Below are 25,460 nucleotides of genomic sequence, written 5' to 3'. Positions count from 1 at the left end.
CCGACAGCGAGGCCCGCCTGAGCCGGCGCGTGTTGCTTGGCGGCGGCGCCGGGCTGGCCTTGGCCGCGTGCCTGCCCACATGGGCTGCGCCTGGCCCATCGACGGGATGTGCCGCGGCCGGCCCGCGCCGCGTGATCGCTGCCGGTGGCGCGCTGACCGAAATCGTCTACGCGCTCGGCGCGCAGGAATGTCTCGTCGCCAACGATTTGACGAGCCAGTATCCGCCGTCCGCCGCGCGACTCCCGAAAATCGGCTACGTGCGCACGTTGTCCGCCGAAGGGGTGCTGTCGCTGCTTCCCGATCTGCTGCTGGCCGGCGCGGAAGCCGGGCCGCCGAACGTCCTGGCACAGATCGCTGCGGCAGGCGTCGCGGTCACGCGGTTCATGCACGGCTACACCACCGATCTCGTGCTGGCGAGTATCCTCCGCGTCGCCCAGGCCTTGCGGATGCCGTCCGAAGGCAAACGGGTTGCTACGCAGTTCGCGCACGACTGGCAAGGGGTCCGCGCCGATGTCTCGCAACGTTATGGCGCTGCGCTGCGCCCGCGTGTGCTGTTCATCCTCGGGCACACGGGCAATCAAATGATGGTCGCCGGACAGGACACCGCCGCCGATGCCATGCTCGGTTTTGCCGGCGCGGACAATGCCTTGCGCGGCTTTACCGGCTACCGGCCATTGACGGCCGAGGGCGCGATCGCGGCGCGCCCGGATGTCGTGCTCACAACGCATACCGGCACGGGCACGACCGACGCCGCCGCCAAACTGCTCGCGCAACCGGGGTTGGCGAACACACCGGCAGGCCGCTATCGTCGCATCGTATTGTTCGACGCCCTGTATCTTCTCGGCTTCGGGCCGCGTCTGCCTCAGGCGGTCGCGGAACTGGCGCGCAAGGTGCACGCCGCATGAACCCGAACCCGCGCCGGCGGCCACTGCACTGGATTGTCCTGTCCGTGCTGTCGGCGCTGCTCGCGATCGCCGTAGCGGGGGCATTGTGCGGGGGCGCGTACCGTATCGCGCCGGCGCAGGCGCTGACCCTCTTGTTCACCGGCCCGGGTAACGATCCCGCGTCGCGGCAGGCATACGACGTCATGGTGCAAATCCGTTTGCCGCGTGTTGTGCTTGGCATGCTCGTTGGCGCTGGCTTCGGCGCCGCCGGCAGCGCGTTGCAGTCTCTGTTCCGCAATCCGCTGGCCGATCCGGGATTGATCGGCGTCGCGAGTGGCGCGGCGCTCGGCGCGGCAGGTGTCATCGTCCTTGGCGCCGCCCTGTTGCCGGCGGCGCTGGCCGCCTCGCTCGGGGTATGGGTGCTTCCTGCCGCTGCGTTCGCCGGGGCATTGGCCGTGACGGCGCTCGTCTACCGGCTCGCGTCAGGGCGTGGCCGCCTCGCGCTGCCGTTGCTGCTGCTTGCCGGCATCGCCATCAATGCGGCCGCTGGCGCGCTGATCGGTTTGCTCACCTATGTCGCAAACGACACACAACTTCGCACCCTCACCTTCTGGACGCTCGGCAGCCTCGGCGGCGCGCAATGGCCAATGTTGGCGGTGATCGTCTGGCCAGTGGTGCTGGGCGTCGGCGTGCTCGGCGGCTACACGCGTTCGCTCAACACGCTGCTGCTCGGCGAGGCTGAAGCGATGCACCTCGGCGTCGCGGTGCAAGCCGTCAAACGCCACGTGATGATCGCCTGCGCGCTGTGTGTCGGCGCGCTGGTGGCGTCGACCGGCATGATCGGCTTCATCGGTCTGGTCGCGCCGCACGTCGTGCGATTGGTAACGGGCCCGAATCCGCGCGTCGTCCTGCCCGCAGCGGCGCTCTTTGGCGCCGTGCTGACGGTGGGCGCAGACCTCGTCGCACGCACCCTCGTCGCCCCCGCCGAATTGCCGCTCGGCATCCTGACCGCGCTGCTTGGCGCGCCGTTCTTCCTGATGCTGCTGTGGCGCAGGCGCGGCCAATTCGGACTTTGAGGCGAACACCGGTGAACCTTCCTCCTTTGTCTTGCCCGCCGCGGATCTCCCATGCTGAGCGCCCATGACCTCACGATCGTGCACGGCGCCAAGCGCGTGCTCAACGGTCTCTCGATCGACATCCGTCCCGGCGAATTGCTGACCCTGCTGGGCCGCAACGGCGCCGGCAAAAGCACGCTGATGAAAGCGCTCGCGGGCGAACTCGCGTCATTGCGTTCGATCGGCCACGGCAGCGTCACGCTCAACGGCGTGCCGTTGCCGGCCATCAAGGCCGCCCCGCTGGCGCTGCTGCGCGCGGTGCTGCCGCAGACGGCGGCGCTGGCATTTCCGTTTACCGCACGGGAGATCGTGATGATGGGACGTCATCCGCATCAACAGGCGCGCCGCCGGGACGCCAGCCACGAAGCGGTCGTCATGGCGGCGCTCTGGCGAGCCGATGCGGCAGCCTTCGCCGATCGCGACGTCACGACGTTGTCAGGCGGCGAATGGGCGCGGGTGCAGTTTGCGCGCGTGCTGGCCCAGCTGTGGCCCGATGAAAACCGCCGTGCGCCGTCGGTCCCCCGTTACCTGCTGCTCGACGAACCCACTGCGGCGCTCGATCTCGCGCATCAGCATCGCCTGCTGGCGCTGACGCGGCAATTGGCGCGCGAATGGGGCATCGGCGTGTTGGCGATCGTGCACGACGTCAACCTCGCAGCGCGTCATGCCGACGCGATGGCGTTGCTGGTGCACGGACGCATCCTGGCGCGCGGCGCACCGGCCGAAATCATGGAGGCATCGCTGATCGAAGCCGCGCTCGGCCTGCCCGTGCGGATTATCCGCCCGGACACGGCCACCGGCGGCGCGCCCTACGCGGTGCCGATCTGAGGATCCCGCGCGAGGCTTGCCCGTGCGCACAGCACGGCCGCAAGGTCCCACAACGCATAACCGACGCTCTTGAACAACACCGGTCCGCTCGACCGGAACCGGTCGGGTGTGAGGATCGCGTCCATGAGCGGCACGGCGCGTCCCCAGTCGATGCCCGCATGCAGCAGGTCGCCGGCTTCATGCTTCACGTCCCACGTATCAACGACGAGCGTGCCGCGCACGGCGGCGTCGCGGCACAGCTGCGGCGGCAATTCGCGCATGTCCGGACGGAACGCGCCGACGCCTGCCACGAAGACATCATCGCGCCAGCGCATCCGGTCGCTGTCGGGCAGCACCGGATCGGTGCTCGTCGTCGCCGTAACGATAATGCTGACGCTGCCGAGCGCCGGTTCGAGCGTCTCGACAACCGACGCCTCGGCGCCGAGCGTGGCGGCATGATCCGCCAACGCCTGTGCGCGGTCATGGCTGCGCGAATAGATCAGGAAATGACGGCTGCCGAGGCCGGCGACGAACGCTTCAAGATGCGAACGCGCTTGTACGCCCGCACCGACGATGAGCACGGTGCCTTGCGGACGCGGCGCGAACTTCTTTGCGGCCAGCAACGTGACCGCAGCGGTGCGGCGTCCCGTGACGGTCGGCCCGTCGAGCAGCATCAGCCGTTCGCCGTTGTGCGGGTCGAACACGAGGACTTCGCCCATGATCGACGGCTTGCACAGGCTCCTGTTTTCGGGATGCACGGTGATGTGTTTCGTCATCGCCACATCGCGATTGGTCGCAGTCATGATGAGCAGGATGCCGGTGCGCTTTCCCTTGCGCTCGCCAACCTCGACGAGCGGGAAATGCAGCCGCTCAGGCGCACGGGCAGTCCCCGAACGCATTTCCATCAGTATCGACTCGATGGCTTCCGACAACTGTGGATACGGTAGCGCTAGCGCGGTCTGCCGCGCATCCAGCGTGATCATTACCTGTCTCCTGTTACCGTGCTTTCATGGCACAGCGTGCAGCACTGCACGTTGATTCCAGTGTAGCGCGTGCGGCAAAACGCCGTCGACTCCATCAAAATATTTCTGCTCAGCGGCCCGCATTGCGCATGCGCGCACCATCACGCAGCGTCGCCCCGCGTACTTCGAAGCGCACGGTGTCTCGCACCGCGCCCTTCGCGTCGACAAGTTCGAGCGTGTGACGGCCCGGCCACGGCAACCAGGCGATGCGCGCGCTCGCGCCGAGCCGCTGACCGTCGAGCCGCCACCAGGCCCCCGCTGGCCATGCGGCGGCCACGCGGAACCAGACCCGTTGGCGCTCCGGCGGAATGTCGGGATCCAGCGCGATGATCGTGCCGTCGGCGGGCCCCGCAATGCGCCACATCGGCCCGGACGGCGCTGCAGTCGACATGGCGGCGAGCGCGAACTCACTTTGCGCCGTGCCGTCCAGGAACCATTCTTCGCGCGCGGGTTCGACATCGCCTGAATAATGAATCGCCTGACGCACGACGCCGGACGGCGCGACAGGCGCGGGACTCTGCGTGTGGCGATGCAGCACTTCCATGATGCGGTGCCAGATCGGCGCTGCACCCGTGACGCCTGAGACGTCCCACATCGGCGCGCCGTCGGCATTGCCCACCCAGACGCCCACGGTGTAACGCCGCGAGAATCCGATCGCCCAGTTGTCGCGCATGTCTTTGCTGGTGCCGGTTTTTACGGCGCTCCAGAAACGCGTGGTCAACGGGCTGTCGAGACCGAAGGTGCGCGTGCGCGCATGACGGTCCGCAAGCATGTCCGCAACGATGAAGCTGACTTGCGGCGTGAAAACCTGCTTGGCGGCGATGTCGTGGGCCTCGGCGGCCTCGGCAGCACTGCTGCCATGCCGCGCGCTGGCGGGGGGCGTCAACCTTTCGCGTATGGGGCTGGCGCGCCCCCCATCGGCCAACGCGCGAAAGGCGTTCGTCAGCGACAGCAAGGTGACATCGGCGCTGCCCAGCGCGAGACTGTAGCCGTAGTAGTCGCCGCTTTCCGTCAGCGGCAGGCCCAGGGCGACGAGCGTCTGCGCAAAGCGTCGCGGGCTGACCATCACGAGCGTGCGCACGGCTGGCACATTCAACGACGACGCCAACGCCGTGCGGGCGCTGATCCATCCCTTGAATTGCCGATCGTAGTTTTGCGGGATGTAGAGACCGCCGCCGGTCGGCAGATCGAGCGGCGCATCGTCGAGCAACGAGCCGGCCGTCAGGCGCTTTTCGGCGATGGCCTGCGCGTACAGGAACGGCTTGAGCGTGGAGCCGGCCTGCCGCAAAGACGTTACGCCATCGACCTGCGCCGCCGCCGACAATTCGCCGGAAGAACCCACCCATGCCAGTACTTCGCCGGTAGCGTTGTCCAGTACGACAACCGCGCCGTCCTGCACATTGCGGCGGCGGCCCGGCACGTTCATTTCGCGCAGCGTTTGCGTGAGCGTCGCCACGGCCATGCGCTGCACACCGGCGTCGAGCGTGCTGACGATCGACGTGCCCGGCGGCGGATGCCCAGCCGAGAACACTCGCCGCGCGTAATGCGGCGCGAGGTTCACCGCGTCACGCATCACGACGTTGGCTGGCCGCGCAAAGACCAGTTGCGCGTAACCGTCGAGACCGTCGCATTCACGCGGCTCGCCCATCTCGCGCAGGATGCCGCACGCGCGCTGGGCGACACGCGACGCAGACGCGTTTGGCGCCCGCAACAACGCCGCGGCCAGCGCCGACTCCCGGGCATCGAGGCCGACGGGCAACTTGCCGAAGAGCGTTTGCGACACGGCCGACAGACCCACGAGCTCCCCGCGAAAGGGCACGAGATTCAGATACGCTTCGAGAATTTCATCCTTGCGCCAACGGCGTTCGAGCCACAGCGCGGTGGCCGCCTGGCCGATCTTTTGTGTGACGGACCGGTTGCGCGTATTCGGCCGGAGATCGTCGTCGAGCAAGCCGGCGAGTTGCATCGTGAGCGTGGACGCGCCGCGCGTTCGCGAATGCCACAGGTTGCCCCAGGCCGCGGCCGCCACGCCACGCCAATCGACGCCGCTGTGCGCGTAGAAGCGTTTGTCCTCGGAGAGCACGAGCGCCTGACGGAACGCCGGGGATACGGCCTCGAGCGTAACCCAGTCGCCGCGCCGCGCGCTCGGGTCGGCACGCAGGCGTTGGAGCGCTGCGCCATGACGATCGAGCAGGATCCAATCCGATGCCCGCCAATCCTCGCGCACCTCGTTGAACGACGGCACGGCGTGCGCCGCGGGCGCGAGGATCATCAGCGAGGCCGCGATGACGAACGCCATGCCGGCACGCCAGCCCGCCGACAACGGGCCGGAACGTGACGATGACGTCGACGAAGACGGCCGAAGTTCCGTCAGTCCGGTGCTACTTCGCATTCGGCGGCGGCGCCTTGCGGCCCGACATGTGGTGCAGATACGCGAGCAGATCGGTCAATTCCGTGTCGGACACTGTCGCCCGGTCAATGGCCGGCATGCGTGAATTCGGCCACCAGCGAAGCGACTGCGGATTCCGGATCAGCGCCGCCAGGCGCCTCTCGCCCAGATACTCCACCGGGCTGCTCGGCGTGTTCAGATCGGGTCCCAAGTGCGCATCGCCCGCGCCGTTAAGCGAATGACACGAAAAGCAGGCGCGTTCGAAGACTGCCGCCCCGCGCATGATCGCACTGCCGGGCGGTGTGTTGGCCGCCGGCCGCAACACAGGGAAACGTTCGCGTGGCGACGGCGTGATCTCGATGCGCCCGATGCTGTACGTCCAATGGCTTTCGTTCACGCCGCCGCGCGCGGGTCCCGGCGGCGTGCGCCAGACAAGTCGGAACGGCCCGATCGCATCGCCCTTGAGCGGCGGCCACGGCGCGTTCTCCGGCGCGACGGCGAGATACGCCTGCGGCTGCCGCGGCAGGTGTCCCAGCAACAATGTGAGCGGGATGTGGGAGACGTAACCGTCGGTGGCGACGACGGTCGCCGTCGCGCCTTGTGCGGCCGCTTTTGCCGCATCGGGCATCATGGCCGTCAGCCAGTCGGCAAACGGTATCGCGTGCATTCGCATCGGGCGCTTGTAGTTGTCGTCATCGACCACGATTTCCTGCATGCGCGTATCGGCAAGCAGCGCAGCGCGCGTTGCCGTGGATGTGCGCTCGCCCACGCGCAGCGACAGCGCATCGGCGACGTTGGATACCGCGTCCGAGGCGGACGCCCCGGACGCTTGTGCGGCGACCGGGAACGGTGTCGCGCCCGTGGCCAATGCAACGGCGAGGCAGAGTGCGCCGCCGGACAGAAGTTGCCTCATGTCGCGTCTCTCCACGGTTGGGCCATGACGCGCGTTTCGCGACGCGCGAGGATGCCGGCGCACAGCAGCAATTGCGCCAGCGCGTACAGGATCCAGATCGCATACGCCTGCCCGGCGACCGTGCCGACGAAGCGCGACGCCCCGATCAGGGCATCCGACACCGTGAACAACAACGCGCCCACGGCCGCCCAGTCACCCGCCAGACGGGCAAGCAAAGCGGACGAAGCCATCATGGCCAGGACAATGACGTAACACGCGACCGGCACCGCCAAATCACCCAGACGCGGCCAATACAGCGCGTAGGCGCCAGCGGCGGCAATCCATACGAGGATGAGCGCAGCGCGCCGCCAGATGGCCAACGCGGGCCACGGCTGCCGTCTGGGCCAGAACACCGCGCAGTACGCAAGATGGGCGAGCAGGAATGCGCCAAGCCCCGCCACGAAGCCGGAAGACAACTGCGGCAATGCGAGCAGCACGTCGCCCGCGCCGGACAGGATCAGCGCCGCGCACAGCCATGGCCGCTCGCGGCCGACGCGATGATAGAGCGCCGCGAACAACAGCAATGCGCACATCAATGCCTTCGCGACCGCTTGATCGGGATACGGCGCTTGCCGCAGCGATATCCCGTAGGCCGCGGCGGCAATCACGGCCAACCACCAGAACCGCTGTGACTCGCGCGGCAATGCGGCGGCCGGCAACAGCGCCGCCAGACGATCCTTCGATGACGTCATGCCTTATTCCCCTTCAGTCGCACACGCGCGCAGCGGACCCGCCGTCATGCGATGTGCGGTCATGATTCGCCTCACCGATTGGCGGCGGGCGCCACGCGTACCGGCGTATTCGGCGACTCGCCGTACATTGCCGGCTCGTACATCGCTTCGACGCGCGTCGGCGGCACCGCGAACGTGCCGACATTGTTCAGACGAACGGTGTACTCGATGCGGTGCTGCCCCTTCGGCAGGTAATCAAAGTATGCGCGATAGGCGTCCGTGGCACGTTCCTCGAAAGCCGGCACGGCCCTGCTGCCGTCCTCACTGTTCTCGCCCCGCGTCGCGATCACCGAGTCGCGTCCGAGCCCGCCGCCGAGCACCGTAGCGCCGCCCGGCAATGGATCGCTGACGACGACCCACCGCATATCGGCCTGCGCGTCGATATCGAGGCGTACCCGCAGTACCGCGCCCCGCATGAACCCCTGGGCCGTGCGTTCGGTGGCGTCCTGCGGCTCGACGGTTTTCGTCACGCGATATCCGGCGGTGATCGGCGCCTTCAGCGGCACTGCTGCCATGCTCTCGATCGTCGCCCATGGCCTGCCGGCGCCAGCCTGCTCCAGACGCACCAGATCGCGTCCCGGCGCGCTTGCGGACTGCGGCGGCCACGGCAACGACACGGGCGGCGGATTTGCGCCGGCCTTGAGCGTGTCCCAGTCGATCGACTGCACGTGGCCGACCGTCTGATTGTCGCGCAGCCACTGCACCGCGGTATGGCCCGCCGGCGATTGCGCCTCAAAGCGAACGGAGAACTTCGACACCGCCAACGAACCCCAGAGGTTTGCCGTAGTTGTCGACCATGCCCCTCTATGCTGCATGCCGAGCAGTCCGATCAGCAATCGCGGCATGTCGTCCTTCCAGGCGGCGTTGTCATTCATCGTCAGCGCCAGCCGTGCGGCATTGACCTCCGGCCCGACCATCAACCACCACAGGGCGTCCTCGCGTTCCGTCGAGAACACGACGCGTGTGCCTTGATACGACAGCCGTGCCCGCAGGATCTGGTCGGCCTGCGCGATGCGCTCGGCGCGTTGCGGAACATCGGGCAGGCGTTGCAGGATGTTGTACCAGTCCAGCACCGCCGAGGTCGGCCACTGATTGGGCGTAACGGTCAGCGCACCGAGCATGCGGGCGTTGGCCCGGCCATAGCGCGACAATGCCTCGATGGCCGACAGCTTGCGCAGCGCCAGATCGTCGCGCGGCGCCCAGAACCGGCGGGACAGACGCCCTTCGACGAACGCAGACAGACCGTCGAGCATGCGCGTTTGCGCGTCGTCCGGAATCACGTAGGCCGGATCGAGGCCGCGTGCCTCGGCGCTGACCGATAGCAGATACGCGGTCAGCGTGTCACTGCCCTGCGCGCCGAAGCCGTCTTGCGGCGGAAAGTACGTGGCGAGGCCGTCGTCGTCCAGATACGACGGCAGCAACCCCATGACGCGCCGCCATTGTGCGATGTCGCGCAATCCCAGCGCCTTGGACGTCAGCTGTTCCAGGCAGGCATACGGATACGCGGCGAACCAGCGCTGCACGCCCGGCATGCCCTGCGCCAGCCTCGGCTGCAGGCTGACGCGCACCCCGCCACGCAACTTGCCGGTACTGTCTGCGACGCTGCCCGCCGGCGGCGCCATCGGCATCGACAGGCTGCCTTCCACCTGGGTCAGCACGGCTTGCTGCACGGTCGCGGGCAAGGCCGGCGCGATCTGCTGGCTGACCTTGAGCGCGTCGCTCGCCGCCGGTGCGCCGGCGGTGGCCGGCGCCTGGGCGTTCACCTCCCAGATGAGGGACTGCGCGCGGGTATCGGCCAACCCCGGCGGGGCGACCACCGGCCACATCACCTCACGCGCTTCGCCCGCCGGCACGTCGACGGTCTGCGGCTGCAGCACAAGAGCTGTCGCCCGGGCCGTCAGCTGCACGCGCATGGCGTGCTTCGTCGTATTGCGCACCGTGAACTGTGCACGATAGTCGTCGCCCTCGCGCACCAGCGGCGGCAGCCCTGAAATCAGCTGCAGGTCTTGCGTCGCCCGAATCGTCGCGCTGCCGGTGCCGAACACGGCGAGGCCTCGTGCGCCGGGCAACGCAGCATCCGCCACGGCAACGATCCGGAAACTGCTCAGGGAATCGTTGAGCGGCACGTCGACCGTGGCTTCGCCCTGTGCGTCGACCGTCACGCGCGGCTGCCACAGCAGCAGCGTATCGAACAGCTCCCGCGTGGGACTCTTGCCGCCGCCCCCGCCTGCCGGCACGGCTTTGCGGCCGTAATGCCGCCGCCCGATGATCTCCATCTGCGCAGTGGACGTCGATACGCCGTAGCTGCGCCGTTGCCACATGGCATCGAGCAGATCCCAACTGGTATTGGGCGCCAGTTCGAGCAAAGCCTCGTCTACGGCAGCAACCGCCACTTCCGTGCCGGCCGGCACCGGCTCGCCGTCGGGTTGCGTCACACGCAGTTTCACCTTGGCGTGCCCGCGCACCGGATACGTCGCGGCGTCAGGCTTGACCTCAATACCCAGCCGATGCGACGCGGTATCGATGCGCAACTCGGTCACTCCAAAGCGATACGCAGGCTTGCCGAGATCGACGAGCGCCGTCGGTGCCTGATATTCCCGTCCTTCGTACCAGAAGGCACGCACCCATTCGAGCGGCTGCTTCCACCCCCATGTGAAGAACGAATACCAGGGCACGTCGTGAATGCGGCCGCGCACGGCCAGTATCGACACATAGATGTTCGGCCCCCATTCCGGCGCGATCTTCAGATCGATGCTCGGGTCCTGACCTGCGATCTCGACCGTCCGCGTCTCGACGATGCCTTCGCGTTCGATCGAGACGAGCGCCGTGGCGCGACGGAACGGCATGCGCACCTGAAGTTTCGCAGTCTCGCCAGGCTGGTAGGTGCGGCGCTCCGGAATGACGTCCATGCGGTCGGTATTGTCGCCGCCGAACCAGACTTCCCCTTGACGCGTCACCCACACCCCGGTGCTCGACGTGGTCAGGTTGCCCTTGTCGTCCAAGGCCCGCGCGATCAGTGTGACATCGCCCGCCTGGGACAGTTTTGCGTCACAGGTGAACAATCCGTGCGAATCGCTGTTGCCGCTGCACACGGTGCCGAGATCCTTCGTCTCGGTATGGTTGTCGTACGCGTAGAAGCCACCGACCATGCGTTTGCGGCTACTCGTCGTGATCCTGGCCACGGCGCGAATCTCCATCGCCACGCCGGACTTCGGACGGCCCTGCAGATCAAGCGCAACCGCCTTGACCGGCAATTTGCCGCGGATCGACACCCACGAATCAGTGCGAATGCCGGTGACAAGCGCCGCCGGCCACAAGGTCGCGCCGCCGCGAAGCGTCTGAATTTCGCCATTGGGGTCGGCAAAACTGGCTTCGAGCACCAGATCGCCCGGTTCGGTCACGCGCGGCAGATTCTTGAGCGTGAGCGTGCCGGCCCCATGCCTGTCGAGTACGAGCCGCTGCTTGTCAGCCACCAGTTTCTGATCGCTGGCCTGGGCCGCCTGATCGCCGTCGTCTTCGTCTGTCGCGCTGCCGGCATTGGCGGCGGCCGGTTTGTACGGCGCGAAGCTGTAGGCGTCGAAATCGGCAAACGAAAGCGCGCGCGGCCGCAGCAGGGCAGACACCTGCACCGGTACGTTGCCCGCCGGCCCGCCCGCTACATAATTGAGCTGCACCGACAACGGCGCTTCGGTCACGCCGACGAGCGGCAAACGCCCTGCCTCGCGCACGGCAATCGTGCCGGCCAATACCGGCAAGCGGAACGCTTCGACGCGAAAACTGCCGGTCGACAACGTCGGCTGATATTCGCGAGGCGAACGGCCGGCGTTATCCGCGTCGTCATACCGCATGGTGACGCTGTACTCGCCCAATTTGGCGCCCGGCGGAATCTGGAAGCTGCTGTCGGCCAGCCGTCCTGCCCGCCATTGCAGCGGCAAGGTATAGGTTTGTCCCGAACCTTCATGCGTAATCGTCAGCACCGCAGGTAACTGTTTGGGCAATGCCAACCCTTGCTGCGTCTGGGTGCGGATGAAATGCTTCATCGATACCGTCTCGCCGGCGCGGAACAGCATTCGATCGAATACGGTCTGCGCCCGCACCGTAGGCGCGGGATTGTCGTCCGTCGGCACATTGAACCGCCACGGTTCGATGCCGCGGTTCCATTCCGAGAAGACGAACGCCATGTCGGGATCGGCGCCGCCCGTGCGCGCCACGACAAAATACCCTGACCTCCGCGTTTTCTCGCAATACCCGGCGCGCGGCAATGCCTGTGCGATCGACGCGACGCCTTGCGCATCGGTCGAGGCTTCCGCCACGAGCCCGCCGTCGCAGTCGAGCACCTTGACCTTCGCGTTCGGGACCGGCTTTCCCTTGTCAAGTGAGGTCACCCAGACAGCGCTGTTCTCGCGGCCTTGCTTGAAATGCACCCCAAGATTGGTCACGAGCGTCGTCGTACGCACATACATCGGCACGGACTTGCCGAGCAATGCGGCCCCGAGCGAGGGCGACGCGATTTCGACAACGTAGAAGCCCGGCTTCTGGAACGGAATGCCCACCACCTCGAACGGACGGGGATCGTTCGTCTTGGGCACCGGCAGCGCCATCGGCTGCACGCCCTGCAGGCCCGCCAGCAGCGGCAGACTGCGGGTGTCGTAACGCTTCTCGCGGCCGACGGTCTGCGTGACGGCGTTGGGGCCGTAAAGGGCATCGCGCGCGGCCGGATTGTTCAGCAGCGACGGCATTTCGCGACCGATGTCGCGCAAGCTCATGGTGGTTTCGTCGAACTGACGGACCTGGCTCAGCCATTTCAGGATATCGGCATCATTGTCGACACGCAGTTGCGCGACCTTGCCGCCCTGGGCCGCCGGCCCTGCGACCGCCAGTCCCTGCACACCCAGCGCTGCCTCGACGTTGCGCAAGGTGACCGGCAGCATCGGCGGCATGCCGGGTTCTGCGAACCGCTCCACGATCCCGAACGGCGCAGCCGCAAATTTCGCGAGCGGCGGCATCGCGGCGGTGTGCGTGGCCAGCGGGAACATCCCGGCATTGGCCAACTTACGGCCGCTGTCATCCGCCAATCCGTCAGGGAGCGTAATGGTCAGCTCGGCCCGCTCCGGAAAGGGCGCGGCAAACGAGACGGCTGACACGGTGGGGTTCTTGTCGCTGTCGTCGAACGTGGGACTGCGCGACGCGGCAGACCCATTCCCCGCCCTCAACCGGATCTTCTCGGCGATGGCCCGGGCCACGGGCGCGCTGAATTCGAGACGCAATGGCCGCAGTGGCGTGCACGGCGCCTTCGCGTTCTCCCGCTCGCAAGTGAAATTGGCGGTAAACGGTTCGCGGACCTGGAATTCGAAGCGCTTGGCCATGCGATTCACGATGCCGGACGGCGTGGCCACGCCAGCCCCCCACACCAGTTGCATCTTTGCGCCCGGCGCCAGGGTCCGGTTGCATTGCACGATCGCGACGCGCGCCGCGTCCTTCTCCAACTGGAACCGCTTGAGCAGTGCGGCGCGGGGTTCGCCTTCGACAGGCGTCACGCCGATGCGCTCGCCGATGCCTTCGGTTTCGCACCAGACATTCTTGCGCAGGCTGTCCGGGTCGGCCGGACCATTGAGCTGCAGGATGAACGCCTGCGCTTCATCGATGGGCCCGTAACTCGGCCGAATGCGCGACACGAACGGCCCGCCGGTGTTAAACGCATAAGCGGTGCGCCCCGTCAGCGTCTTCCCGGACACCGCTGTCAGCGGACGATGCAACTGCACATCGCAGCGCACCCCTGGCGGCAAATCCTGATCGAAATCGTAGGCCCATATCTTCGGTTCGAGCCAGCGCCCCTGGCCGCGCGCGGCGGGATCGGTGCAGCGCACATCGGCCGGCGCCGTGGCGCGCGCATCGCCGGCCGGCACCATCGCCTCGTCGAACTTGACGACGAGCTGACGCACCTGCGCCACTTCGCCCTGCGGGCTAACGCTCACGACGCTCGCCGCCTGAACAGGGACGGCGGCCCACAGAAACGGCATACTCGCCAACAAAGCCGCGCGCACGAGCGGTGCGATCGGAAAGACACGATTCGTGCGACAGGGCATGGACGCCTCCCCGGATGATGGTGAGGCGATTCTAACCGAGGCCATCCGCCATTCAGATCGAATTCCCAAAGATCTGTAATGCGACGTTTCGGAGCTCAGCGGCTACCCGTCCGATTGGCGAGATAGTGCAAGGGCAGCGCACTGCTGCGCTTGAAAGCGCTCAACACGATGTTGGAGCGCACGTTCTCGACGCCCGGCACCTGCATCAATCGCTTCATCACAAAGGCGGACAATGCGTTGAGATCAGGCACGACAATGCGCAGCAGATAGTCTGCCTCGCCGACCACGGCGTAGCATTCGAGAACTTCAGGCAACAGTTCGATTTCCGCCTGGAAGCGCTCGATGATCATGTCGCCGTGATGCTGTAGCCGCAGGCTCGTAAACGCCGTGACCCCGAGCCCGAGGACTTCGGGACGCAACACGACGCGATAGCCTTCGATGACGCCGGCCGCCTCGAGCCGCTGCAAGCGCCGGCCGATCTGCGAGGCCGACAGTGCGACATGTTCGGCGAGCTGATGATGCGTGGCGCGGCCCTCCTTCTGCAGGGCCTCCAAAAGCGCCAGATCAAAGCTGTCCAATTCAAGCATGACGATTCTCCGCAATGAATCGCATTTCCATGCGAAATTTCCGCAAAACAGAAAATTGACAAGCGCATTATGCGCCCATTTCGCAGGTCGTGCGCACTACACTTTCAACCATTGCCACACGATTGATTGAGCGCTTCGCACCATGTCCACTGTCACTACCGCCATGCTCAGGGAGCAGTTCGACGCCGGTCTCACGACCCGCACCGATTTCACCATCGACCAGCCGGTCCATGCCTATGGCGCGGTCGACCACGCGGTGTGGCAACAGCTGTACGAACGCCAGGCCAAGCTGCTGCCGGGCCGCGTGTGTGACGCCTTTCTGGACGGGCTCGACGCTCTGGACATGGACGCACATCGCGTGCCAGAGTTCGCGCGCCTGAACGAAAAACTTGCGGCGACCACCGGTTGGCAGATCGTCGCGGTGCCCGGCCTGGTGCCGGACGACGTTTTCTTCAACCATCTCGCCGAGCGCCGTTTTCCGGCGACGTGGTGGATGCGCAGGCCCGACCAGCTTGACTACCTGCAGGAGCCGGACTGCTTCCACGACGTATTCGGCCACGTGCCGCTGCTGGCCAATCCGGTCTTCGGCGATTTCATGCAGGCGTACGGCATCGCCGGCCAGACGGCGCAAAAACTCGACGCTTTGCCCCTGTTGGCGCGCCTGTACTGGTACACGGTGGAATTCGGCCTGATGCGTCATGGCGACGGATTGCGAATCTACGGCGCCGGCATCGTGTCGAGCCGTGGCGAAACCGAATTTTCGCTGAGCTCGGGCAAGCCGAACCGTCTGGCGTTCGATCTGGCCCGGGTGATGCAGACGCGGTATCGCATCGACACGTTCCAGGAAACGTATTTCGTCATCGACGACTTCACGCAGCTGTTCGACGCGATGCGGGCCGATCTGCCCGCCCTGTTCGCAGAACTGGCCGGCGCACCGGGCTTTGCGGCCAGCGACGTCACTGCCGCCGACCACTGCATCGCCCTGCCGGCCTGACTGCCCTGTCTGCCGGCGGCCTTCGGGCACACGGCATCCGACGGATCCGTTCGTGCACGGAAATTGCGGCGGCGTCCTATCGGCACGCCAGTGCGCGTTGTGAAACAATAGACTCGATGCACCGCCCGTTCAGCCCGTGGCTGACGGCACGCATCGGTTTGCCACGATCAAAGGAAAGCCATGACAACACGACTCTCATCCGAGGAACGCGCCACGCTGGCCGAAGTGCTGCCCGAGTGGCATCAGGTCGTCGGCCGCGACGCGATCCAGCGCACGTTCGTCTTTCACGATTTCAATGCGGCGTTCGGCTTCATGACGCAGGTCGCGCTCAAAGCCGAGAAAATGAACCATCATCCGGAGTGGTTCAACGTATACAACCGCGTCGACATCACGCTGTCGACCCACGACGCCGAAGGCCTCACCCATCGCGACATCGAGCTCGCCACCGCCATCGATCAATTCGCCGGCGACCTCACGAGCGCCTGAAGTCCGCGCGGTTCCGCCCGGCATCCGCCGGCGCGGCGCCGCCGCTTCACTTCCCGAGTGGAGTCCGCTGTTCAGCGCTTCGGCGCGAGCAACGTGCCGCGGCACTTTTTGGCGCCGCAATGACAGGCGTATTCACGTTTGAGCTTGGCGGTATATCGGGCGTCTATGACCAGTCCATAGTCATAGAACAGCTCTTCGCCGACCACGATGTCGCGTTTGGCGTAAATGTACACGTGGTCGTCCTCCTCGCGCGCCTCGCAATTCGGATCGCAGGCGTGGTTGATCCAGCGCGCGTTATTGCCCTTGACCTTGCCGTCGATGCAACGGCCGTCTTCAAGACTGAAGTAAAACGTATGCGTGGGATGATCCGGATCGTGCGGATGACGGCGCAGGGCCTCTTTCCAGGAGATGATCTCTCCCTTGTACTCGATCACTCGCTCACCTTTCTTGAGCGGGTTGACCGCAAAAACGCCTTTGCCGTGCACGCCTGACTGGCGAACTTCGATTCTGCGCTTAGAAGCCATGAATATCGGGTGAATAGGGTTTGCCGCGCCGGCGGATCCGGCAGGCGAAAGCCCGCAGTGTACAGGCCGTTGACGAATTCGTGCAGGACAAGCGCCACAAATAAAAAAAGCGCCACCCTCAGGTGGCGCCCCCCTCTGCGTTTCGCCTGCCGGCGCTGGCGGTCTAGCTCAGCTTTTGTTGAAAATCTTCCAGACCTTGCGCTGTGTCGCCATATCGGCTTCTTCGTGTCCGGCACAGTCGAGCCGCAACCCCGAGTCGTCGTAATTGATCTTGTAATAATTGCAATGATGCTGCGCCGCCGCGCCGCGCGTGCCGCTGGCCGGCTCGAAGTGAGCACAGGACAGGCACATGCGTTGGGGCGGAACGTCGCCACGGCCTTGCATCGAGTAGATGAGCTTGACCATGGTGCGGTACAGCTGAACCCGTTCCTTGTCGCCCAGGGCGTCCGAGGCGACCGTCAGGAAATCAGGCCACTGCGACGCCCGCTTGGCGGCCGTCTTGCCGCGGGCGGTCAGTCGCAACGCGAGCGCGCGGCCGTCGTTGGCGTCGCGCCGCTTTTCGACCAATCCCTTGGTCTCCAGCGTGCTGACCGCCTCGCTGACGGTCGCGGACGTCAATGCCGCATCCGCGGCAATCTCGCCCAACCGCATGGGCACGCTGCGCGACAACAGGAGCGTGAGAATCTCGCCCTGCGTCGGCGTCAAACCAGCCAATGCCGCACCTTCCCAGGCGTGGCTCCGTAACGCGGTGCCTACCCGCAGCAAGCCTGCGGTGATGCGTTTGGGCAGCGTTTCTTCAAGAGGGGTCTGAGTAGCCATGATGTTTTGTTAGGATTTCTAATAACGATATGTCGTAAAAACAGCTTGTCAAAATACCGCTCGTATTCGGGCGTCTACAGCGTTTTCCCTTATTTTTCGACGTATTTTGCCACTCACACATCGGGAATACCCTGCCCCTCGCTGCTACGAGCCGGACACAGTCGTGTGACCGGTGCTTACGCTCGACTACGCTTTCATTGTGTGTTCTGAGTATCGATTTGGCGTATCAGTTCTTGTACTGATCTCCCAAATCCTAGACCGATAGTTTACAAAATGTTGGTGTCCTGCCGACTGCCTCGCTTGGCGGCTTCGCTACGCGAAACTTTCGCACGCCATGAGATGTGCCATGCCACTGGATTACGGCGTGCCTGGCGGACTCCCCGGCATCGGCCGACCCAATGAACGCGCGCCGATCGGCAGCCCGAAACCCCCCGTCGCGCTTGCGTCGCAGCCCAAATACCTCGGCATGCACGACAAGCGATTCCGATGGCTTCGCCGCTTCCGGACGCCCCGCGCTTTGACATTCAGCGACCGGCCGACACCCTTTCCGAAGCCGCGCGCCAATCGCGCCGTGCACGCACGCCAGACGCATTCGCGCACCAATTTCGGGTCACGAAAAACGATTCGAAAACGCGTTTGTGAAATCTTGGGGACATTTGACAACGGCATTGCCGGTGACGGGGGCCTGACTTGTCTCGAATCGCCGCCGCATGCGTTCCATACAATAAAACCAACACAAGGCGAAGCGCGGAGAGCGGCGTCGCTCATGGGTCGAGACCGGTATCGGCGGGAGGATCCGACGCAGCATTTGCCGGAATGTCCTTCGCGGGTTCCCAAAAGAATTCGGCGGTTTCCCAATGGGCTTCATGACGAAAGCGCTGCCCCGACACGCGAGCATGGAAACGGAATCGATATTTTTGAAAACGCACTAACGAGTATCAAGGCGGCAAGACAGCCGAGATTGTATCCGGGATGCCTGTGGAGAACCCGATTTATCCACAAAACCCCTTTTCCGGGGGTCTCTTGCACAAATTTTAAGCGGCTGTGGATAACTTTCTGGATAACTTGGCTGAGTTGATGTGTACGGACTTGGGATAAGTCGGGCCGGTTATCCGCACCCTCAAAATCTGTTCCGAGTTGTACTTCGTAAACCCGCTGTTTTTCCATCCAGTTCTTTTTTCGGCAACCTCCTGTTTTTACTGTGTTTACTGTGGTTATCCACAGGACAGGCGCTCCCTTGTTAACTACTACTATGTATACATACAGTAAACCTTATAAAACCTTAAAAGCTTCCTATCCGCGACGCGAAAACACGAAAAACCGCTTCGTCGAAACAGTGGAAAACACGTCCATCAAGGGGGCTTCAGCACGGAACCCGGCTGACAACCGGCGTAAAACGGAGGCACGAATACAGAAGGACCGGAAACCTGGCCCTCAGCAACGCACAGGTAATTAAAAACCCCGCCAAGGCGGGGTTTTGTAAAACCGGGGGCAGAACTACGGGGATCGCATCAAGTCGCCCAGCGCAAACACTGCTGCCGAACGGTTTCGTTCAGCGACTTCGCGTCCACTTCCACTTGCCGAAGCCATTGTGCGTCGTTGGTGCCGCCGGCTGCGATCTGACGGATCTCCTCGCAGGCCGCTTCGGCTTCCAGCGCTGCGGCATGCGGTGCGATCGTCTTCAGCGTGTCCGTAATATGCTGGGCCAACGTACAGCGTTCGCCCGTCTGCGGATCCACGTACGCGCCTTCGAGGCCAAAACGGCAAGCCTCAAAGCGGTTGAACGTGTAGACGAGGTAATCGTCCTCGCTCAGATCAAACGGGCGCTCCGTGAGCAGATACCGGGCCAGGGACTGGATATAGCAGGCAATGGCGGCCGCCCGATCGACGGTCAAGGGGGTATCCATCACCCGCACTTCGATCGTCCCAAAGCCCGGCTTCGGCCGAATATCCCAGTAGAAGTCCTTCATGCTCTCGACGACCCCTGTCTTGACCATCTTGTCAAAGTACGTCTCGAAATCGGACCACTTCAGCACGAACGGCGCGCGACCCGACAGGGGGAACGCGAAAACGGAGTTCAGGCGGGCCGACTGAAAGCCGGTATCCACCCCCTGCACGTACGGCGACGAAGCCGACAGCGCGATGAAATGGGGGATATAGCGGCTCATCGCGTGAAGCAGGTACAAGGCGCTGTCCGGATCCGGACAACCGATGTGCACGTGTTGGCCGAAGACCGTAAACTGCTTGGCCAGGTACCCGTAGAGCTCGGACAGGAAATGGAAACGCGGCGCATCGTAGATCGTGCGTTCGTTCCACCGTTGGAACGCATGGGTGCCGCCACCGCACAAGCCTACGTTCAGCTGCTCTGCGGCGGTCACCAGCACATCGCGCACGCGGCGCAGCTGCGTGACCGCATCGCTGTGCTTGTGACAGATGTCGGTTGACAGCTCGATCATGCTCTCCGTCATTTCCGGCTTGATTTCGCCCGGATGCGATTCCTTCGCGACCAGCCGCAGGACATCGGACGCGGCTTTGGTCAGGTCGTAGTCGTGACGATTGACGATCTGCATCTCGAGCTCGACCCCGAAGGTGAACGGCTCGGAAGAAACGAATTGCTCTAGTGACATGTTCAGTCCTTACGTTCGCCGGCAAGCGCCAATGCCCAGTACACCACCAGCGGGCCGACCAGTTGCAGCAGGGCGATGGCGCACATGACAACGGCGCGCAGCGCTTCGTCGAATTGCGGATAAATATCGTAGGTGTCGGCCATCAGCACGAACGCCAGGCTCGCCATCGGGCATAGCGACAAACCCAGGGCGAGCGCCTGCTTGTAACTGATACCCGCAGGCCGGGCAAAAGCCAGAACGCCGGCGACCTTCGCTACGCCTCGCACCAAGATGATCGCAAAGGCTGCCACGCCGCCCACCAGGACGTAATGCCATTGGAATGCGAGCGACGTCAGCACAAACAGCACTACGGCCAGCAGCCAGCCTGCCGTGCCGAAATACGCCGGCCACAGTTGCGGCCGCTCCTCCAGATTCTTGAAGATTACTCCGGCCAGCAGCAACGTGAGCGAATTCGGCAAACGGAGCATGTGGACGAGCGCGACCGTCAGCATGATGAGACCCAGCAGCATCACGAATGCATGGTGATCCTGACCGCCGAAGCTGCGAAACAGGAAGTTGCATGCCTTGGCCAGCAGCCACGCCAGTACGCACGAACCGACCAGCAGGTATAGCGGATGAAGCAGTGTGACCGACAGGCTCGTGTGATAGGCCTGGTGCATCCAGCCGTAGATCAGCTTGACCGCAACCACCGAATAGATGCTGTTGAGCGCCGCAAGCGCGAGCAGTCGCTCGGTCACCTGGCCCTCGGCACGCAGTTCGTTCTTGAGCTGGATGACGACGGCCGGCGATGTGGCCATGGAGATTGCAGCGATCAGCACCGCCGTAAGCGGCTCGATCGAAAAGAAACTCAGCGTCGCGAAGACCGCAACGAACGTCAGCAGGGCTTCGCCCGCGCTGGAGACGATGAGCCAGAGATTGGCCCGCATCCACTTCAGGTTCAATCGGCTGCCGAGTTCGAACAGCAGCAGGCCGAGCGCCAGATCAATCAGAAGGCGTACCGCCGCGCTCGTCTGCGCGTCCAGCATGGAGGATAAACCGAAGGTGCCGCCGACCAGACCGACCGCCGCGTAACCGATAATCCGCGGCAAGCGCAGCTTCCGGTAGCAGAGCTCTCCGAACAGGCCCGCCACCACAAGGGCGAGACCAGCGAAGAACACGGGATCGGGCGCCGGCGGCCAGCCCGGAAAAAGGGACAGTTCCGACGTCATATTGCTCTCTTTGCGTCAAGGGACGACGCATGGGTTGGTGGAGAAAACGAACCGTCGCGCGCGGGGTTGCAGGATGAAGACAATTGCGCGACGAACCCGGAGGGTTGGGTTTATTTTGCCACACTTGCACGCGAGAGCCCGTTTTGTAAGGTAAAGGCGGCGAGCGCTTGTCGAATGGCCCGGAAGGCGCTGGTTCCGGCGTTGGATGGCAGCCCGGAGCGGGCAGATCGTGGATCCGGCGGATGAGTTTCGGATGATGGACGGATGAATCAAGGATGATTCCCGGCGCGGCGTTCATCCGGCCGGCGCTGTCGCTGGTTTTATTGGCGGCGACGTATCGCCGTATCGACAGATCGCCGGCTCAGACTGGCTTGCGCCGCAGTGCGTGCATCAGATACCGCGCGGGGTCGATGGCATCTGCGAGGTCCGCGGTGACCGGCCACGGTTCACCTTCGATCTGGCTGGCGACCAGTTCCGCGCACAATGCGGCCAACACGAGGCCGCGCGATCCCAAGGCGAAGCTGCCATACAAGCCAGGCAATCGCGGCACGTCACGCAAATGACCGCCAACCAGGCGGCGCCCCAAAGCCTGCACAGCCTCCATATCCGGCACCTGGCCGGCCATCGGCATCCGGTCGGGGGCCAGACATCGGAAGGCCACGCGGCCCGTCACCTGGTCGGAGGTGAGTCCGGCGAGTCCGCCACGCTCACTCGCCACGTCACGTTGGCCCGGTAACAGGGCCGCCAACCGCGCCAGATTGGCGTCATGCTCCGCAGCGCGGATCTCCGTGCCGTCGTCGTCGAAGCCGTATGTCGCGCCCGTTACGGGGCCCGCATCGGACGCCCCGCCTGGCGCCACGTAGCCATCGCCGCAGACGGGTACCTGCAGGTTTGGCAGACTGCCGGCGCGCAGGAACGTCAACTGGCCGCGCACCGCACGGATGGGCAGGCATGTGTCGGGCAGCCACGGCGCGAGCAGCGGCCGGGTCTCGTCGGCGGTAGCCAGGACAACCACCGGCGCTTTGCCCAACAGCGCGTCATTGTGATCCAGCACTGCCCAGTCTTCACCGTCGCGCGTCAGACGAGCGGCTCGCGCGCCGAACACGGTCGAAACCCGGCCTGTCGCAACGGCCGTGGCGATTTCCGCGCGGCACAGCCGCGCTGGCGACACCGAGCCGCCCCGGGCGAACCAAAGCCCGCCGAAGGAGACCGTATCGCCGGCCAATTGCGACGCTTCGTCCGGCTCGACCCAACGGACATATTCGGGCGGATAGGCCTGCAGCGTCACCATTCGCCGTATTGCAGCGGCCTCGTCGGTGTTCGTGGCCACCTGCAGCAGCCCGTTCGCCGTGCCCGGCACGCCCCCGGGCAATGCCCGCCAATGCGACAACGCGTAGAGGAACCCCGCGCGCGTCAGCCGCGAGAGCAGATTGTCATCGGCAGACAGCTGCGGATGGAACACGCCCACCGGATTGCCGGACGCAGCGGTGCCCGGACCGTCCGCCCGATCGAATACCGTGACTTGCCAGCCGCGAACGGCCAGGCGGTTGGCCATTGCCGCCCCCGCCATGCCGGCGCCGACGACGATGGCCGCGCGCCGCGACGGGTGCGCGGCCGCAGGCGGATCGTAGCGCCGCATTTTGTAAGGCGGCGCGTAATGGCCTGCCAGCATATGGCGCTTGAAACCGAAGCCGGGCCGCCGTTCGACGACGAATCCGGCCGCGTTCAGATCGCGGCGGATCTGGCCGACGGCGGTGTATGTCGAGATCGTCGCACCGTCGCGCGCCATGCGGGCAAGCGTCTTGAAAACCGCCGGCGTCCACATTTCAGGGTTCTTTGCGGGCGAGAAGCCGTCGAGGAAGAAGGCATCCGCGCCGACGCGCAGGGCGGGCATGACGTCGAAGAAATCGCCGAAGCCGACTGTCAGCGTCAGCCCGGGGGCCGGTTCAAGCCGATGCAATCCGGGCAACGGCAACGGCCAAAGCGCGCAAAGTTGCCACGCGAGGGGCGCGAGCTCGGTCATCTCCGGCTGCGCGATCGTCGCCTCGAGCATGCGGCGCAGATCATCGGGCCGGAATGGAAATTTCTCGACGGAAACGAAGTGCAGACGCTTCGGACGCTGTTCGTCGGCCAGCCAGCTCGCCCATGTGGCGAGGAAATTGAGGCCGAGCCCGAAGCCCGTTTCGACAATGACAAATTGTTCGCGCCCGCGCCAACGCTGCGGCAGACCGTTGCCGCCGAGAAAGACGTGACGCGCCTGCCCGAGCGCGCCGTTGACGCTGTGATACACATCGCCGAAGTCGTCGGAAAACGGCGTGCCGTTATCGGCGAAGGCTGGCCGGGCCGGGACAATCGGTGCAGTCATCGGCGTGTCTTCGCCGCTTCCGCGCGCGTTTTTGTCAGGATTTCGATCAACCCGGGCAGCGACACGACCCCGAGCCAGCCGCCGTCTTCATCGGCGACCGGAATCCAGTCGCCGCCAAGCGGGCCGGCAGCGTGCAGGGCGTCGACCAGCGTCATCGCGCCGTCGAGCGGTTTGCAGGGGACGAGCAGCGCTTTCCAGTCGGCCGGCTCGCCCGTCGCTTCGCGCTGCCACCATCCCGCATTGCGCAGCAGCCCGAGCACCTTGGCGCCGCTGTCGAGCACCACCAGGTTGCGGTAACCGGTTTGCTTGAACCGTTCCGTGATGGCGGCGGCCGAAGCATCGCTCGGGATGACCGCGTTGTTGTCGACGGCGAGTGCGCGCACGCGGACGCCGTCCGTGCCGCTTGCCCCTTCGATCCAGCGCTCGGCGGCACGGTTGCGATGCAGCGATTTGGCGTAGACGGAGTCTTCGCGCAGCGCGTGCGCTGTCAGGTAAGCGGTGATGCACGCGAGCATCAGCGGCAACACGACCTGATAGCTCAACGTCATTTCGAAGATCATGAGGATCGACATGAGCGGCGCATAGGTCGTGGCCGCGAGAAACGCGCCCATGCCGACGACCGCGTAACTGCTTGCCACCGACGCCGTCTCGGGCGCGAGGGCGTTCATGCCAATGCCATAAAGGCTGCCGAGCGCAGCGCCCACGAACAAGGTTGGCGTGAACACCCCGCCGACTGCGCCGGATCCGGCCGACGACGCCGTGGCCAGCACTTTGAACAGCAGCACCATCGCCAGCGCTTGCCACGCCCAGGACGAATGCAAGATCGAATTGACCACGCTGTAGCCGTTGCCCCAAACCTGCGGCACGTGCAGCGATAGTATCCCGACCCCGAGTCCGCCGAGCGCGAGCCGCGCGAACAGCGGCACCGTCAACGATCCGAAGCCCTGCTTCGCGGTGTCGAGCAGGCGCAGGAACAACGGCGCGAGCACCCCGGCAAGCACACCGAGACCGAGGTAGAAAAACACTTCCCAGCCGGACACGAAATCGAAGCGCGGCATCTGATAGACCGCGTCGTAGCCAAGGAACTGGCGGATGACGATGTTGGCGATGACGGACGCGACGACCAACGGCCCGAGCGTGGCTGTCGTGATCGATCCATAGACGATTTCCGAGATGAACAACGCGCCGGCAATCGGCGCGTTGTACGCCGACGTGATGCCGGCGGTCGCGCCGCACGCCACCAGCAGTCGCAAACGCTCGGGCGGGAACGCGAGCACGCGGCCGACCAGCGACGCGAACATGGCGGCAAGCTGGACCATCGGTCCTTCCCGGCCGATCGAAGCCCCCGAGGCCACCGAACACAGCGACGAAAGACTTTTGACGAGCGTCTGGCGCAGGCTGATGACGCCGGAGCCGATCGCAATGGCTTCCATGTAATCGTCGGCGCCCTTCTTTGGCACCCAGCGCGTCGAGTACTGTAGGATCAGGCCGGCAACGAGACCGCCGGCGGTCGGCAGGAGCAGCCGTTGCCACCAGTTCAGGTGCTTCGCGAGCTCGACCATGCCCGCGTGATGTCCGGCGAGCAGGAATTGCAGGCCGCCAAGGGCTTCGCGAAACGCGACCGTGGCCAGCGCGCCGAGCAGGCCGACGAATCCGGCGAGCAGCAGCGTGATCTGCACGGTGTTGGGCGCGAACTGGCGCCGGACCCAAACGACGGCGGGCAACTTGGCCCAGACGGACGCTGCAGACACGGGTGATGGATTTCCGTATTGAGTTCAGCCGTCGGCGCGGCGAGGCGACGGCTTGGGGATGCGTAGTTGGGTCTCATGGTATCGGCCGTCGAGGCATTTTGAAAGCGCGATCG

16 protein-coding genes and 1 pseudogene are annotated in these 25,460 nt (G+C 65.1%); 5 read left to right on the top strand and 12 right to left on the bottom strand.

Going from position 1 to position 25,460, the window contains the following annotated elements; translation table 11 throughout:
- The first annotated feature begins 17 nt into the window (after positions 1–17).
- Genes PTE30175_RS14390 through PTE30175_RS14380 form a run of 3 tightly spaced genes read left to right on the top strand, consistent with a single transcriptional unit; the run spans position 18 to position 2,827 of the window.
- Complete coding sequence (locus PTE30175_RS14390; RefSeq protein WP_150697836.1) at positions 18–905, top strand: heme/hemin ABC transporter substrate-binding protein; 888 nt, start codon at positions 18–20, stop codon at positions 903–905.
- Complete coding sequence (locus PTE30175_RS14385) at positions 902–1,960, top strand: FecCD family ABC transporter permease (protein ID WP_150697748.1); 1,059 nt, start codon at positions 902–904, stop codon at positions 1,958–1,960. Before PTE30175_RS14390 ends, PTE30175_RS14385 begins: the two co-directional genes overlap by 4 nt.
- 54 nt (positions 1,961–2,014) lie before the next feature.
- Entirely contained in the window at positions 2,015–2,827 is an 813-nt protein-coding gene (locus PTE30175_RS14380) for a heme ABC transporter ATP-binding protein (RefSeq protein ID WP_420819640.1), read from the top strand.
- Here PTE30175_RS14380 and PTE30175_RS14375 read toward each other — a convergent pair.
- The 6 genes from PTE30175_RS14375 to PTE30175_RS14350 form a co-directional block, all read right to left on the bottom strand.
- A complete protein-coding gene (locus PTE30175_RS14375) occupies positions 2,809–3,789 on the bottom strand; it encodes a delta(1)-pyrroline-2-carboxylate reductase family protein (protein WP_150697746.1) in 981 nt (326 codons plus the stop codon). The two genes, PTE30175_RS14380 and PTE30175_RS14375, sit on opposite strands and share 19 nt — an antisense overlap.
- Positions 3,790–3,898: 109 nt before the next feature.
- Complete coding sequence (gene pbpC, locus PTE30175_RS14370; protein WP_150697745.1) at positions 3,899–6,127, bottom strand: penicillin-binding protein 1C; 2,229 nt, start codon at positions 6,125–6,127, stop codon at positions 3,899–3,901.
- An 82-nt stretch (positions 6,128–6,209) separates the two neighbouring features.
- Positions 6,210–7,130: a c-type cytochrome gene (locus PTE30175_RS14365; protein WP_150697744.1), complete on the bottom strand. Its 921-nt coding sequence runs from the start codon at positions 7,128–7,130 to the stop codon at positions 6,210–6,212.
- Complete coding sequence (locus PTE30175_RS14360; protein WP_150697743.1) at positions 7,127–7,861, bottom strand: lysoplasmalogenase; 735 nt, start codon at positions 7,859–7,861, stop codon at positions 7,127–7,129. Before PTE30175_RS14360 ends, PTE30175_RS14365 begins: the two co-directional genes overlap by 4 nt.
- A gap of 71 nt (positions 7,862–7,932) precedes the next feature.
- Positions 7,933–13,986, bottom strand: a complete 6,054-nt coding sequence (locus PTE30175_RS14355; RefSeq protein WP_150697742.1) for an alpha-2-macroglobulin family protein — start codon at positions 13,984–13,986, stop codon at positions 7,933–7,935.
- A 95-nt stretch (positions 13,987–14,081) separates the two neighbouring features.
- A complete protein-coding gene (locus PTE30175_RS14350; RefSeq protein ID WP_150697741.1) occupies positions 14,082–14,573 on the bottom strand; it encodes an Lrp/AsnC family transcriptional regulator in 492 nt (163 codons plus the stop codon).
- 142 nt (positions 14,574–14,715) lie between these two features.
- On the opposite strand from PTE30175_RS14350, the gene phhA reads away from it, so the two are divergent.
- Positions 14,716–15,567 (top strand): phenylalanine 4-monooxygenase, encoded by an 852-nt coding sequence (gene phhA / locus PTE30175_RS14345; protein ID WP_150697740.1) that lies wholly within the window; start codon positions 14,716–14,718, stop codon positions 15,565–15,567.
- 150 nt (positions 15,568–15,717) lie between these two features.
- Positions 15,718–16,053, top strand: a pseudogene (locus tag PTE30175_RS14340) (4a-hydroxytetrahydrobiopterin dehydratase); the annotation flags it as partial.
- Between the two features lie 71 nt (positions 16,054–16,124).
- Here PTE30175_RS14340 and PTE30175_RS14335 read toward each other — a convergent pair.
- The 6 genes from PTE30175_RS14335 to PTE30175_RS14310 form a co-directional block, all read right to left on the bottom strand.
- Complete coding sequence (locus tag PTE30175_RS14335; protein WP_150697738.1) at positions 16,125–16,577, bottom strand: SET domain-containing protein; 453 nt, start codon at positions 16,575–16,577, stop codon at positions 16,125–16,127.
- A 168-nt stretch (positions 16,578–16,745) separates the two neighbouring features.
- Positions 16,746–17,396, bottom strand: coding sequence for a MarR family winged helix-turn-helix transcriptional regulator (locus PTE30175_RS14330; RefSeq protein WP_150697737.1), 651 nt, complete (start codon positions 17,394–17,396; stop codon positions 16,746–16,748).
- Between the two features lie 1,511 nt (positions 17,397–18,907).
- Positions 18,908–20,023 carry a YbdK family carboxylate-amine ligase gene (locus PTE30175_RS14325; protein WP_150697736.1) on the bottom strand — a complete coding sequence of 372 codons (1,116 nt, stop codon included), beginning with the start codon at positions 20,021–20,023 and terminating at the stop codon, positions 18,908–18,910.
- Positions 20,024–20,025: 2 nt separating this feature from the next.
- A complete protein-coding gene (locus PTE30175_RS14320) occupies positions 20,026–21,231 on the bottom strand; it encodes a cation:proton antiporter (RefSeq protein ID WP_150697735.1) in 1,206 nt (401 codons plus the stop codon).
- A gap of 361 nt (positions 21,232–21,592) precedes the next feature.
- A complete protein-coding gene (gene mnmC / locus PTE30175_RS14315; protein ID WP_150697734.1) occupies positions 21,593–23,596 on the bottom strand; it encodes a bifunctional tRNA (5-methylaminomethyl-2-thiouridine)(34)-methyltransferase MnmC2/FAD-dependent 5-carboxymethylaminomethyl-2-thiouridine(34) oxidoreductase MnmC1 in 2,004 nt (667 codons plus the stop codon).
- A complete protein-coding gene (locus PTE30175_RS14310) occupies positions 23,593–25,347 on the bottom strand; it encodes a ClcB-like voltage-gated chloride channel protein (RefSeq protein WP_150697733.1) in 1,755 nt (584 codons plus the stop codon). The genes mnmC and PTE30175_RS14310 overlap by 4 nt, the downstream gene beginning before the upstream one ends.
- Positions 25,348–25,460: the final 113 nt, after the last annotated feature.

The sequence above is a fragment of the Pandoraea terrae genome, from assembly GCF_902459695.1.
Lineage (GTDB): Bacteria > Pseudomonadota > Gammaproteobacteria > Burkholderiales > Burkholderiaceae > Pandoraea > Pandoraea terrae.
This window is presented reverse-complemented; position numbering and strand designations above follow the sequence as displayed.